Source organism: Massilimicrobiota sp. An80 (assembly GCF_002159255.1).
In the GTDB taxonomy this organism is placed as follows: Bacteria; Bacillota_I; Bacilli_A; order Erysipelotrichales; family Coprobacillaceae; genus Allocoprobacillus; species Allocoprobacillus merdigallinarum.
The window spans coordinates 1-626 of the sequence record NZ_NFHI01000121.1; the positions used below are offsets into that span (position 1 = coordinate 1).

Sequence of the window (626 nt, forward strand, 5' to 3'; positions counted from 1 at the left end):
CATGAATATTATTCATTTGTTCATATGCCATGGGTATTTCAGAATCCTTATAAGATTTAATCAATACATCAATATATATACCATTGCATACATCTAAAAATCCAGATATTCTTGGAGAAACTTTAAATAAATTGTTTCTACGGGGATCATCAACTCCGAAAACTCTAGCATTTTCCTCAGTGTAAGGTACTTCTCCAACTGATCCGTCTATAGCTACAACTGTATATCCTTTCAATGTTTCATAATCATTATTCTGATAATAGTGCTTACATAGCTTTGAATTCATATATGGAAATACCTTATAATCCAGCTTTTCCTGTGCCTGAAATATAGCCTGCTTGGAAACTGACTTTTCCAATTCAAAAGATGAATAGTAATGATTGATTTCATTGGCAACTGTGTAACCTTGTCTAGATATGAGAAACTTGAGCAGTCCTGTAAGTCCTAATTTTGAATCTCTTGTAAAATATCTAGGATCTTTTCTAGCAATCTCAAAAATATCAGGACGAGACAAAAGAGCATCAAAATATTCAAATGTAGAATAGATAGACATTATTCTTCATCATCATACACAAGTCTAGGTTTCTTTTTAGCATACATGGCTTTAAGATAGGGAACCTGTTCTT

1 protein-coding gene is annotated in these 626 nt (G+C 32.1%); it reads right to left on the bottom strand.

Annotated features, from left to right (window positions below):
- Positions 1-553: hypothetical protein (locus B5G32_RS13585; RefSeq protein ID WP_204209778.1), on the bottom strand; the 553-nt coding region annotated here is incomplete at its 3' end.
- Positions 554-626 lie beyond the last annotated feature (73 nt).